Raw genomic sequence first — 11,137 nt, 5'->3', positions numbered from 1 at the left:
GTTGGTGGCCGGTATAGCGATGAATGGCATTATGTGCATTTGGTAAATCCTCGTGCCGTAGTTCCTGAATCCAATATGCCTGCATATCCATGGCTTGCAGAGAACACTCTCGATGGAAAACTAACGGCGCGGAAATTGCGTGCGTTTAGAACTTTAGGCGTGCCTTACACCGATGAGGACATCGAAGGGGCACAAGCAGCAGTACAAGGAAAAACAGAAATGGAAGCATTAATTGCTTATCTGCAATCCTTGGGCACTGCACTGAGGTAAATTATGGGCGCTGCTTTTCAAGCATTTCAAACTGCCATTGTGTTTATCGTGATTATTGTGATCATCGGGTGGGCATTTTGGCCAAAAAACAAAGATAAGTTTGAGCGTACTGCCGAATCAATCTTCGATGAAGATAAGCAAAAAGATTTAGCAAAACGCGAGAAACAGGAGTCAAAAAACAATGAGTAGCTTCTGGAGTTGGTGGATTATCGTTCTTACTCTTGGTTCATTAGTGGCAATAGCTATTTTACTAAGATGGAACATGAAGAACTTCACGGATGTAGAAGAAGGTGAAAGCATGGGGCATGAGTTTGATGGTATTATCGAACTCAACAACCCGCTTCCTACTTGGTGGACCGTGTTATTTTGGATTTGCTTGGCTTGGGGTTTGCTGTACCTCATTCTCTACCCTGGTTTAGGCAACTTTAAAGGGCTTTTGGGCTGGCAGAGTTCAAACCAACATGTACTCTCACTGGAAGATTCACGCCAAGCAGTGATTAACGCTCGTGAAGCGGGCTTGAATATCGCTTATGATCGTGAACGAGCCCGTGCTGAAGAAGTGTATGGGCCTATCTTCCAGCAATACGCTTCGATGGATATTGAAGATATTGCGCAAGATAAAGATGCATTTCGAATTGGCCAGCGGTTGTTCTTACAGAACTGCGCTCAGTGTCATGGTTCGGATGCTCGCGGTTCGCAAGGCTTCCCTAATCTCACTGATGGTATTTTCAGTTGGGGTGGCAGCGCAGAGAATATTTACACCACCTTAATGAATGGAAGGCGTGCGCAGATGCCCGCATACGCAGAACTTGGCGACCAAGCAATTACCGAACTTGCTACTTATGTACTCAGTTTAGCGGGTAGACAAGTAGATCGTGATTTAGCCAGAGCTGGCGAACAGCGGTTTGCGGTTTGTTCGGCTTGCCATGGCCAAGATGGTAAAGGCAATATTGCTCTAGGTGCACCCAATTTAACCAATAATGTATGGTTATACGGTGGTTCGCAACGGGCAATTGAAGAAACGTTACGGCATGGCCGCAACGGTGTAATGCCAGCATTTAGTGAAACACTTGGTGAAGATAAGGTGAAAATCCTTTCGGGTTATGTGCTAGGTATCTCAGCTGATTAATCCATACTACTGAACCAAGGCAAGGAAGCCCCGTTAGCCCGGGGCTTTTTATTAATCGGAGTTTTATATAATGCAGTTAAAAAACGGTGAGCAAGTACCTTGGTATAAAGTAAGTTGGGTTTGGTACATTATTTTTATGAAATGCGCGGTGATCACTGCGTGTATCGTTACCGCTATACTCATTTATCGAAATCCTATCTCGATGGTAGTAGACGACTACTACAATGAAGGTAGAACCATAAACCTGCAAATGCAGCGAGTTGCTGTGGCGGAACAACGAAATATCTCCTTTTACGCTGATATCTCAAACACTGATCTAATAATTCAGTTTCGTTCTGGTGAGCCAGAAAATAGTGGTACCTTAATGGTTACCCTATTCCACCCTACTACTCATAACTTCGACATTGAAATGCGTTTAACCCGTTCGGCAGATGGCGCATATCGATTCCAATTGCCGCGCGAGTTATATGGTAATTGGCGCGTAGATATCGAACCTTTTGATCGAGAATGGCGCGTAAGCCAGAATATTGAGCTGCCTACAGCAGAAAGAATAACCTTACTTCCAGAAAACTACGGTATTTGAGGGATAAGATCGTGGCAAGAATCATCGATGCTACCCACAGCCCTACCGGCGAACATGCCAAGGCAGAGCCAAGCCTTGGCGTGATCCATTGTTTCCATTGCCAACAGCCAGTGCCACGAGGTGTATCGCTTACCGTGGAGATTAGCGGTACTGAACAGCCCATGTGTTGTTATGGGTGCCATTCGGTAGCGAGCACCATTGTTGATCAAGGCCTTACCCATTTTTATAAGTACCGCGAAACAAATCCTGGCGAACTGCCACTGATACCTGAAGAACTGCTCGCCCTCGATGCGGATTTAGTGCGTTATGACGACCCCGATATTCAACGCGAATTTGTATATGCGAATGGCAGCGCGCAAACCGCCACCTTAGCGATTGAAGGGATGACCTGCGCTGCTTGCGCGTGGCTAATTGAACGCCAGCTGCAACATTTACAAGGCATTCGTAAAGTTGTGGTAAACTCTGCTACCGAGCGTGTGCAGGTAGAATGGGATGCTGAACAAACGCGTTTAAGCGATGTGCTGCGGGCTATTCAGCAAGTGGGTTATAAAGCCTTACCCTTCCAGCAAGCGGATTTAGAAGCTAGTTTTGAGAAAAAGCGCCGTGGCTACATTCGCCGTTTGGGCGTAGCTGGCATTGCCTCTATGCAAACCATGATGGTGGCATTTGGCCTCTATTTTGATGATATCGATAACACCACCCGCCTGTACTTTTGGTGGCTCTCCTTGCTCTTTACAGCACCCGTAATTGTATATAGTTGCCAGCCATTTTTTGTGAATGCCATTAAAGCATTACGTTCTCGTACGCTAAATATGGATGTACCGGTTGCCCTAGCTATGTTTGTGGCTTTTGTGGCAAGTTTTTACGCCACCGTTACCGATACCGGTGATGTGTATTATGAATGCGTTACCATGTTCGCCTTTTTCTTATTATCGGGGCGCTTCCTAGAAATGCAGGCGCGCCATAAAGCAGTGGCCAATGCTGCCAATTTAATGAAGTTGATTCCCGCGATCGCCGAGCGCCAAACTAACAATGATTGGCAGCAAGTAATGGTGAAATACCTTGAGCCCGGCGATGTAATTCGCGTGCGCCCCGGGGATACGATTCCAGCTGATGGTGAGCTATTAGGTACCCAAGCGTGGTGCGATGAAGCGTTACTTACGGGCGAAAGCCGGCCAGTACAAAAACAACAGTTTGAAACCTTATATGCCGGTAGTATTAATCAAGATAGCCCAATCATGTTGCGTATCACAGCAACACGGCAGAACACATTACTCTCGGGGATTATTGCCCTACAAGATAGTGCCCTAGAGCAAAAACCAAAATTTGTTCGTTTTGCCGATGTGGTAAGCCGGTACTTTGTAGCTGCAACCTTAATTATTTCCACACTTACGCTAGTGAGCTGGTATTTTATTGACCCAAGCAAAGCATTTTGGGTAACCCTAGCAGTACTAGTGGCCACCTGCCCTTGCGCACTATCGCTAGCAGCGCCTACCGCTATGAGCGGTGCCGTTAGCCGTTTGAATCGCGCCGGTATTTTAATCAAGCATGCGGTTTTACTGGAAGCTTTGCCAAAAATCAAAACCATGTGTGTGGATAAAACCGGCACGCTCACCAAAGGTAAGTTCAGTATTGTGGCCTACCGTATTCATGCTCGCACTCATGAATCTGCCGTGTTCACTATTGCCGCAAGTATGGAAAGTTACTCAGAACATCCGCTGGCGAAACCATTTCAACGTTTGGCTGCAACTAAACCGGTTAACGATGTTACCAATATGATGGGTGCAGGCATCGCTGGAACATACAATAAACAACAATATCGGATGGGCAGCCTCGCCTTTATTCAAGAGCTGCATCCGAATTTTGCACCGCAGTTAAGCAAAGCAAACGTATTTCTTGCCAACCATGAGCAGGTGCTCGCAGAGTGGCAAGTAGATGATGAAGTTCGTAAAGATGCGCAGCAAACGATCGCTTGGTATCAACAACGCGGCATTGATATTGTAATGCTTACTGGTGATTCAGCGTTACGCGCTGAAAAACTCGCTGCGGAACTAGGTATTCACGATGTGCGCTCAGGTTTAAAACCACAAGATAAACTGCTGCATTTACAGCAAATTCAAACCAACGGCCCGGTAATGATGGTTGGTGATGGCCTAAATGATGGCCCTGTGTTGGCGGGCGCCGATGGTTCAGTAACCTTTGCCTCTGGCTCAGATCTTGCTCAATCAGGCAGTGACGTTGTAATTCTTACCGGTGAGTTAGCAGGTTTGCGGCGTTTATATGAAACCGCTTTGTTAACGCGCAAAGTAATTCGCCAGAATTTCACCTGGGCACTTGGTTATAATTTAGTGATTCTGCCCATGGCCGTTACTGGCCATGTGGGGCCTCTATGGGCTATGTTAGGTATGTCGATGAGTTCATTGATTGTAATGGCCAATTCGCTGCGCTTAATGCGCGATGTTGATTAATTTGAGGCCGCTATGGAAATTCTACATTTGATGGTTCCAATCGCAATAATTCTTGTGGTTATTGCGATCGTAATATTCTTCTGGGCTGTTCGCACCGGTCAATTCGACGATCTAGAGCGGCAAGGCTACAGCGTGCTACTAGACGAAGATAACGAGCAACCGAAAAGTGCCGCTAAAAAACAGCAAAAACAAGATACAACCAACACCAACGAAGCCAATTCCAAGCAAGGTGAGAAGCACACTGAATGAATATTGATATCGCCGCAGCATTGCTAATGGGCTTAGCGGGTAGTGGGCACTGTTTAGCGATGTGCGGTGGCCTAGCTGCAGCAATGGGCTACCAACAATCTCCCCTGCGCTTATTTTGGTATAACCTTGGCCGTATCACTAGCTATGCAATTGCCGGCGCTATTGTGGCCGCAGCGCTTGGCACTATTGGCAGTGTAAGTATCAATGGCTTTGTGTATCTGCGCATCGCGGCCGGCGTGATGATGATTCTACTGGCCTTGTATCTTATCCAATGGAATGCCGCATTGTTATGGCTAGAAAAGTTGGGAGCTGTACTTTGGCGACGAATTCAACCGCTTACTCGGAAACTCCCGCAGCAAAAAACTTCGGGCTACGTATTCGTAGGCGGTATGTTGTGGGGGTGGCTTCCTTGTGGCCTCGTATACAGTGCCCTTACCTGGGCAGCTCTCAGTGGCAATCCTGCTAGCGGCGCCGGGTTTATGCTATTATTTGGTATTGGTACCTTTCCCGCTATGTTCTTAACGGGAATATTTAGCCAAAAAATTACCCGAATATTGCAATCAAAAGGCTTTCGCTGGATTGCAGGTATACTCCTTATGGGTTACGGTATAGCTACTTTATTAATTGCTGCGAAACAGTTGCAATTTTAAGCGCAATCATTGGTGCAACTATGGCTCCGATGAGTAGGCTACAGAGGAATGCGTTGGCGATGGAGCAGAAGTTGAACAACCACATTAACTGTCAAAATTGTAGTATTAGCCAGCTATGTTTACCTTTTACGCTTGATGAAGGATCGCTATCTAAGCTTGATTCCATGATCGAGCGCAAGCGCCCGTATCAACGAGGCGACACTCTATTTCGTGCCGGCGAAAAGCTGCAAGCGCTATATGCAGTTCGTTCCGGCAGCATCAAGGTATACACCTTAAATGGGCAAGGCGAGATGCAAATTACCGCCTTCCATTTACCCGGAGATTTAGTGGGCTTTGAGGCCATTGGCTCAGGTGAGCACCGAGGTTATGCAGAAGCCATGGAAACTTCCATGGTATGCGAAATCCCCTACGGCAACTTAGAAATGTTAAGTGGCCAAGTTCCAGCGTTACGGCGCCAACTCATGCGCTTAATGAGCGATGAAATTAACGCTGACAAGCGCATGCTCACACTACTCAATACACGCACAGCTGAACAACGGTTAGCAACCTTCTTAATCGAGTTATCCAGCCGTTTTCGCGCGCGCGGGCTGTCGTCGAAAGAATTTCGCCTCACCATGACACGAGCCGAAATTGGTAACTATTTGGGCTTAACGGTGGAAACGGTTAGCCGCTTACTCGGTAAGTTTCAAAAGGCCGATTACATTGGCGTTAATGGCCGCTTGGTAACCTTATTGAACCCAGATAACCTATGCGCAGCTGCTGGATTACCGGCTCTGCCCTGCGACAATTAACCCAGCCTGCTTCGGCACGCTTTTTTATGCGTTTTAACAGGCTTCGGCTACACTGAAAGAACACTAAATAGGAGCCTTAATTTATGTTCCAACATTTACTCGTTGTTCTCGATCCAAACCAAGAAGAGCAAAAAGCGCTATCGCGCGCACTTCACCTTGCACGTTTACAGCCGGCACGCTTAACCCTATTTTTATCTATTTATGATTTTGCCTATGAAATGACCACAATGCTCTCGGGCGAAGAGCGTGAACAGATGCGGCAAAGCCTGGTAGCAGACCGTGAACAATGGATTCAAGGATGCCTAGAGAAGTTTGATGTAAGCCAACATCGCATCGAAATCTGTGTACAGTGGCATCATCGTCCGTTTGAAGCCATTATTCGCAAAGCTATTGAAAGTGATTGCGATTTGATTGTTAAAGGTACCCGCAAACACGATACCCTGCATAGTGTTATTTTTACTCCTACGGATTGGCATCTGTTACGGAAAGCGCCATGCCCTGTATTGTTGGTAAAAGATCGTGATTGGCCACAACATGGTTCAGTGTTAGCTGCGGTAAATGCCGGTAGCGATAGCGAAGTGCACCAAACGCTGAACGAGCGCATTACCAAAGCGGCTGGCTATATCAGTAAAAAACTCAACTCACATTTACATTTAGTAAACTGTTACCCGGGTGCTCCTGCGGCTATAGCCGTTGAGATACCTGAGTTTGATACGCATCAGTATCAAGTGAGTGTTCGTGAGCATCACGAACTTGCGTTAGCCGAAGTGGCTCGTAAAGTAGACGTTGAATTTACCGGTTTGCACCTTCGTGAAGGTATGCCAGATAACGAGATTCCCAAAGTAGCGAAAGAACTAGATGCTGAGCTTGTTGTACTAGGCACTATTGGCCGCACAGGAATTACCGCCGCTTTGCTTGGTAATACCGCGGAGCACGTTATTGAGCAGCTAGATTGCGATCTTTTGGCCATTAAGCCTGAAGGGTTTCGCTCTCCTTTAGCCAAGGAATAGTAAAGATCAAATGAAGGATTAACCCAATAGAGCGCTACTTTCCACGTTGTTAGCAAGCACACATCTCGATATACTAGCCGCCGAAAAATTTAGGCGGCTTTTCTTTTTGCTAATTTTGCGTGAAAACACTCGCTAAAGTAGTAGGTAAAGCACTCAGTAATTATATAGGTAGATAACTACGTAGGTAGGTAACTATGCAAAATATGCAAAATACCTCTCAGAGAGCGAGTATCGTTAATACGCCCGATGCCAATGAACAGGCAATGGCAACGAACGATAGCAACGCCAGTAAGCGCGCGAAATACAGCTTGAACAAACTGGAAAAGCGAATTCGGCGGGCGGCAGGCCAAGCGATAGAAGATTTTGCAATGATCGCAGATGGCGACCGAATTATGGTGTGCTTATCGGGCGGTAAAGACAGTTATACCCTACTCACTACCCTGCAGTACTTCCAGAAAGTAGCCCCGATAAAGTTTGAATTAATTGCCGTTAATCTTGATCAGAAACAACCAGGCTTTCCTGAACACATTTTGCCAGAGTATCTAGCCACGCAAGATGTAGCCTTCAGAATTATTGAAGAAGATACTTATTCTATTGTTAAAGGTAAAATTCCTGCCGGTAAAACCACCTGTAGTTTATGCTCGCGTTTACGCCGCGGTATTTTATATAAAACAGCCCAGCAGTTGGGCGCTACTAAAATTGCACTTGGCCACCACCGCGACGATATTCTAGAAACGTTGTTTTTAAATATGTTCTATGGTGGTGCACTGAAATCCATGCCGCCAAAACTAGTAAGTGACAACGGCCAACATGTGGTAATTCGCCCGCTTGCTTATGTGCGAGAAAAGGACATTAGCAAATATGCCGCGGCTCAGAACTACCCGATCATTCCTTGTAATTTATGCGGCTCACAAGAAAATCTGCAGCGTAAAGTGATCAAAGATTTATTAAAAACTTGGGATCGCCAGTATCCTGGGCGAATCGAAAGCATGTTTAAGGCGCTCACGAATGTAGTACCGAGCCATTTAGCAGATTATAAGTTATTTGATTTCAAAAATTTGGCCCCTACGGGCGTTGCCAATCCAAATGGTGATACCGCATTTGATCAGGCCACATTCACTGATGCAAGACAGTATTTAGGTGAGAATGAGCTAGATGATGAGCGCTCCGAGCCACCTGCAGAGTTACAGATACTGAAGCTCTAAGGGGTTCTGAACAGCAAGCGCAAGTTACTGTGCTTGCGCCTGCAACGTGCCTTCATTAAAGGTTTCTCTTACATCACGAATAATTGGCAAATTCACCCGAATCATCTGATTGAGCTCGTGGATATAATCCTCTCCACGCTCTGAATAGGCCAGCAATCCGTGTGTTAATGGTTGCGCTGTTACTTGCTTACCATCGGTACGCAGATCAGCTCGTATTTGGCGTAAATCCTGATAGGCATGGTGCGTATTTAGATTGCGGATATAGCTGCGCACTGAAGCGGTAACGCTATCAAATTTGCGCACTTCATAAATTTGCCCTTCTGGCCGTGAATTTGGCACAATTCCACAGCCCGGTGACCAACACCATTCCCCGAACAAGTTGTTAGCTTCACGCGCGAAGCGCGATGTACCCCAGCCAGATTCATTTGCTGCCTGAATTAACACTAAGGTATCGGGTATTACATCTACGCGGCGCAGTAAAGTTGCAAACATCTCGCTACGATTGGTTGTTTCTACGCGATAATGCAGTGCTAACTCGCTTAACCAGCGATTCTCTCTACTGCTAATTTGCGCACCAGAACGATGCATTTCATGTAACCGCTCTAACTGGCTCCGTTGTTGCAAAATAAGTGTGTTCTGTTCTTCAATTGCAGGCATTAAAAAGTTGAAAAACTCTGTTTTGCGTGTGGGAATATCACGAATCTCTGCAAATGCAGGTAATTCTGCACCTCTACGTACTCTTTTTAGAGTAACCGGAGGTAACGCGCTGGTTACTGCTTTTTCAGCTGTAACATCACGTTTCTCTGCCATATCACGACCACCCATATCAAACACTAAACTCAGTACTAATGCGCTCAGAGCAAGAACAAAGATAACCACGATCAACTTAAATTTTAATTGCATAGTTCACCAATAATCGATGCTATTTATCGAAAGAGAGGTATGTTTCACTGCCATAATCTCAATCTACTAAAGTACACTTTACCTTATTTTTGCAAAAAATAAGAGCACCCGAAGGTGCTCTGCTGTTGCAACTAAGGCTGCGGATGGTTAAATAAATATACGTAAGTTGCACGAATATCGTTTAATCATAGGCGTTTAAGCCGTAAATTCATCATTATTAGAAGTACTTTCTGCATCGTAAATTGCCGCTGAAGAATGTTTGTTTATACCCAAGATATCGCGATAGCATATGGCGATAGCGTGATAGAACGTTGGCATTACCCATATGATCATTAGATATACGGAAACACCAGCAAAAACAGCAACTAAAAACGCATTACCTGTGCCCGCACCATGCAACGCCATGCCGATAATCGCCGGAATCAGCGACAACATAGCCAATAGAAACAGCGCTAAGTGGATAATGAAGATGCCAAAAAAGCGTTTCGAGATCAGTAGGAACGAATAGTAAGCGCCATTCAACGGGCTAACTTTCGCACCAGCTACTAGCATCAGGTTGAGTACAAAAGTAATTTGAAAAAATATCGCCCACAGCATGGCAAACAACATTGGAATACCGAAAAACATGGGTAATTGTGCAATCAGTGCAGCGATTAATGCAGTTGCGATTAAACTCCAGGGCTGTTTCAAGTAATCGAATACTTGCCTCGCCACAGCGGGTGCAGCAATTACATTTCGCAATGCAATAAACTGGATACCCGCGAGTAATGGGGTCCAAATAATCACTTGCACAGCCGAGAATACCAAATTAAAGGATTCAGCTTCAGTATCCATATTCATTAGCTGAGCAATAATAAACACCAGCATAAAGGCCGCAAAGGTTACCAATGAAGCCCATAATAGGCCCCCTACAACCGGCTTACGTTTGGCTTTGGTAGTATCGAACGCCTCTTGTAGTACTTTGTTCGCATCTACTTTATCGGTGGAGTTCAATGCCTTCTGAACGTTACCGCTGAAATCGTGCTGTTGTTGGTTATCCATTCGTGCTCTGTATCCTTCGTGATAAGGTAATTTTTTGCTATTATCAGGTTTCGCTTGCCAAAATGCTAGGAAAACACATTGTTACGCCCATACGCAAAAAAATCGCGGCCGAAACCCACTACGCCAACTTTAGTGATGTTCAATAAACCCATGAATGTACTCTGCCAATTCACCGGTGAAGAGCACGATATCACACTTGCGCAATTCATTAATGTAGCCAATGTATATCCCGCTGGGCGTTTAGATAAAGATAGTGAAGGCCTGTTATTGCTTACCGATGATGGTGGTTTGCAAGCGCGTATTGCGTCACCAAAGTTTAAAATGCCGAAAACGTACTACGTACTAGTAGAAGGCGAACCAAACGCTGCAGCATTAACGCTACTGCGCAGTGGCGTGCAGTTAAAAGATGGCGTTACAAAACCTGCCCAAGTAAGCATAGTTGCAGAACCCACTTGGTTATGGCCACGCACGCCGCCGGTGCGCATTCGCAAAAACATTCAAGATACTTGGTTAAGGATCACCATTAGCGAAGGCCGCAATCGGCAAGTACGCCGCATGACAGCGCATATTGGCCACCCTACTCTACGCTTAATCCGCACCCAGATAGGCCCTTACAAATTAGCTGATCTGGCTTGTGGAGAGTACCGGAAGATCCCTGTTTAACTAGCCTAAATAACGAAAAAAAGGTAAAATCCGCGCCTCTTTTATCAATTCCCTAACGTAAAGGTTGTGAGCACCCCCATGAGTACACCTGTTTCCGATCGCATTTGCGCTTTAACTACCCCAGCACAACGCCAAGAAAATGCGAAACTTCGTGTAATCGTTGGTATGTCGGGTG

13 protein-coding genes are annotated in these 11,137 nt (G+C 45.8%); 11 read left to right on the top strand and 2 right to left on the bottom strand.

Features of this window, described 5'->3' with window-relative positions:
- From ACNA7P_RS10425 to ttcA, 10 genes are all read left to right on the top strand, one after another.
- Positions 1-270 (top strand): cbb3-type cytochrome c oxidase subunit II (locus ACNA7P_RS10425; protein ID WP_416258570.1); only part of this gene is annotated, 270 nt, incomplete at its 5' end.
- Positions 271-273: 3 nt separating this feature from the next.
- Positions 274-459, top strand: a complete 186-nt coding sequence (locus ACNA7P_RS10420; RefSeq protein ID WP_416258569.1) for a cbb3-type cytochrome c oxidase subunit 3 — start codon at positions 274-276, stop codon at positions 457-459.
- Positions 452-1,399 carry a cytochrome-c oxidase, cbb3-type subunit III gene (gene ccoP, locus ACNA7P_RS10415; RefSeq protein ID WP_416258568.1) on the top strand — a complete coding sequence of 316 codons (948 nt, stop codon included), beginning with the start codon at positions 452-454 and terminating at the stop codon, positions 1,397-1,399. Before ACNA7P_RS10420 ends, ccoP begins: the two co-directional genes overlap by 8 nt.
- Positions 1,400-1,469: 70 nt before the next feature.
- The gene (locus ACNA7P_RS10410) at positions 1,470-1,982 is read left to right on the top strand and encodes a FixH family protein (RefSeq protein WP_416258567.1); all 513 of its coding nucleotides are present in this window, start codon (positions 1,470-1,472) and stop codon (positions 1,980-1,982) included.
- Between the two features lie 11 nt (positions 1,983-1,993).
- Positions 1,994-4,450 (top strand): heavy metal translocating P-type ATPase, encoded by a 2,457-nt coding sequence (locus ACNA7P_RS10405; RefSeq protein ID WP_416258566.1) that lies wholly within the window; start codon positions 1,994-1,996, stop codon positions 4,448-4,450.
- Between the two features lie 12 nt (positions 4,451-4,462).
- Complete coding sequence (ccoS, locus tag ACNA7P_RS10400) at positions 4,463-4,699, top strand: cbb3-type cytochrome oxidase assembly protein CcoS (protein WP_416258565.1); 237 nt, start codon at positions 4,463-4,465, stop codon at positions 4,697-4,699.
- On the top strand, positions 4,696-5,349 hold the full coding sequence (locus tag ACNA7P_RS10395) for a sulfite exporter TauE/SafE family protein (protein ID WP_416258564.1): 654 nt from the start codon (positions 4,696-4,698) through the stop codon (positions 5,347-5,349). The genes ccoS and ACNA7P_RS10395 overlap by 4 nt, the downstream gene beginning before the upstream one ends.
- 59 nt (positions 5,350-5,408) lie before the next feature.
- Positions 5,409-6,140 (top strand): fumarate/nitrate reduction transcriptional regulator Fnr, encoded by a 732-nt coding sequence (gene fnr, locus ACNA7P_RS10390; RefSeq protein WP_416258563.1) that lies wholly within the window; start codon positions 5,409-5,411, stop codon positions 6,138-6,140.
- An 83-nt stretch (positions 6,141-6,223) separates the two neighbouring features.
- Positions 6,224-7,150, top strand: a complete 927-nt coding sequence (gene uspE, locus ACNA7P_RS10385; protein ID WP_416258562.1) for a universal stress protein UspE — start codon at positions 6,224-6,226, stop codon at positions 7,148-7,150.
- Positions 7,151-7,413: 263 nt separating this feature from the next.
- Positions 7,414-8,355, top strand: coding sequence for a tRNA 2-thiocytidine(32) synthetase TtcA (gene ttcA / locus ACNA7P_RS10380; protein ID WP_416258571.1), 942 nt, complete (start codon positions 7,414-7,416; stop codon positions 8,353-8,355).
- A 24-nt stretch (positions 8,356-8,379) separates the two neighbouring features.
- Here ttcA and ACNA7P_RS10375 read toward each other — a convergent pair whose 3' ends face one another.
- Both ACNA7P_RS10375 and ACNA7P_RS10370 read right to left on the bottom strand, forming a co-directional pair.
- Positions 8,380-9,258, bottom strand: a complete 879-nt coding sequence (locus ACNA7P_RS10375) for a glucosaminidase domain-containing protein (protein WP_416258561.1) — start codon at positions 9,256-9,258, stop codon at positions 8,380-8,382.
- A 195-nt stretch (positions 9,259-9,453) separates the two neighbouring features.
- On the bottom strand, positions 9,454-10,299 hold the full coding sequence (locus tag ACNA7P_RS10370; protein ID WP_416258560.1) for a hypothetical protein: 846 nt from the start codon (positions 10,297-10,299) through the stop codon (positions 9,454-9,456).
- Between the two features lie 78 nt (positions 10,300-10,377).
- Between ACNA7P_RS10370 and ACNA7P_RS10365 the strand changes: the two genes are divergently transcribed.
- A complete protein-coding gene (locus tag ACNA7P_RS10365; protein WP_416258559.1) occupies positions 10,378-10,962 on the top strand; it encodes a pseudouridine synthase in 585 nt (194 codons plus the stop codon).
- Positions 10,963-11,137 lie beyond the last annotated feature (175 nt).

Origin of the sequence: Aliidiomarina sp., assembly GCF_047920995.1 — a bacterium.
GTDB lineage: Bacteria > Pseudomonadota > Gammaproteobacteria > Enterobacterales > Alteromonadaceae > Aliidiomarina.
Note: the sequence above shows the minus strand (reverse complement) of the source record. Positions and strands in the feature narration are given on the sequence as shown.

Coding starts and splice junctions, on each gene's coding strand:
- uspE (WP_416258562.1), top strand. CDS start 6,224: ATGTTCCAACATTTACTCGTTGTTCTCGATCCAAACCAAGAAGAGCAA.
- ACNA7P_RS10375 (WP_416258561.1), bottom strand. CDS start 9,258: ATGCAATTAAAATTTAAGTTGATCGTGGTTATCTTTGTTCTTGCTCTG.
- ccoP (WP_416258568.1), top strand. CDS start 452: ATGAGTAGCTTCTGGAGTTGGTGGATTATCGTTCTTACTCTTGGTTCA.
- ACNA7P_RS10370 (WP_416258560.1), bottom strand. CDS start 10,299: ATGGATAACCAACAACAGCACGATTTCAGCGGTAACGTTCAGAAGGCA.
- ACNA7P_RS10395 (WP_416258564.1), top strand. CDS start 4,696: ATGAATATTGATATCGCCGCAGCATTGCTAATGGGCTTAGCGGGTAGT.
- ccoS (WP_416258565.1), top strand. CDS start 4,463: ATGGAAATTCTACATTTGATGGTTCCAATCGCAATAATTCTTGTGGTT.
- ttcA (WP_416258571.1), top strand. CDS start 7,414: ATGGCAACGAACGATAGCAACGCCAGTAAGCGCGCGAAATACAGCTTG.
- ACNA7P_RS10410 (WP_416258567.1), top strand. CDS start 1,470: ATGCAGTTAAAAAACGGTGAGCAAGTACCTTGGTATAAAGTAAGTTGG.
- ACNA7P_RS10420 (WP_416258569.1), top strand. CDS start 274: ATGGGCGCTGCTTTTCAAGCATTTCAAACTGCCATTGTGTTTATCGTG.
- fnr (WP_416258563.1), top strand. CDS start 5,409: ATGGAGCAGAAGTTGAACAACCACATTAACTGTCAAAATTGTAGTATT.